This is a genomic window from Ruminococcus sp. CAG:379 (genome assembly GCF_000434255.1).
Lineage (GTDB): Bacteria > Bacillota > Clostridia > Oscillospirales > Ruminococcaceae > Ruminococcus_F > Ruminococcus_F champanellensis.
The window spans coordinates 4,664-5,027 of sequence record NZ_FR894896.1 but is presented as its reverse complement, the minus strand read 5'-3'; the positions used below and the strand labels follow the sequence as shown (position 1 = coordinate 5,027).

At 50.3% G+C, this 364-nt stretch carries 1 protein-coding gene; it reads right to left on the bottom strand.

The window, feature by feature from the left end; translation table 11 throughout:
* A partial coding sequence (locus QVO51_RS06425; RefSeq protein ID WP_288167939.1) for a hypothetical protein occupies nt 1-243 on the bottom strand: 243 nt, incomplete at its 3' end.
* Nucleotides 244-364: the final 121 nt, after the last annotated feature.

Below are 364 nucleotides of genomic sequence, written 5' to 3'. Positions count from 1 at the left end.
GTGAACTGCCACAGTATGATTCTGAACAGCAGCCGCAATGTTACAGCTATAGGGCTCGGAGGTGACCACTTCTTCCTGCCCGGTCACCGGGCTATGAAAAACTGCAACGATGCGGTATACCACATTGCGCCCCTTGGCATAAACCTTCGGGTTCTCCCGAAACTCCCTGCCGAAAAAGTAGGGAATCCGCTTGATTTCACGAACCCCCCCCACTACAGAAGGACAGGACAACATAAACTGCATATGCGAAATCCTGGTTCGGCATTTCCTGTTTTTTGTCACATCAGAAAACACGCACACCAGAATCAATGCCGCCGCCACCATGCAGAAGTATTTCACATCAGAAAAGGAAGCCCCGTTTTTG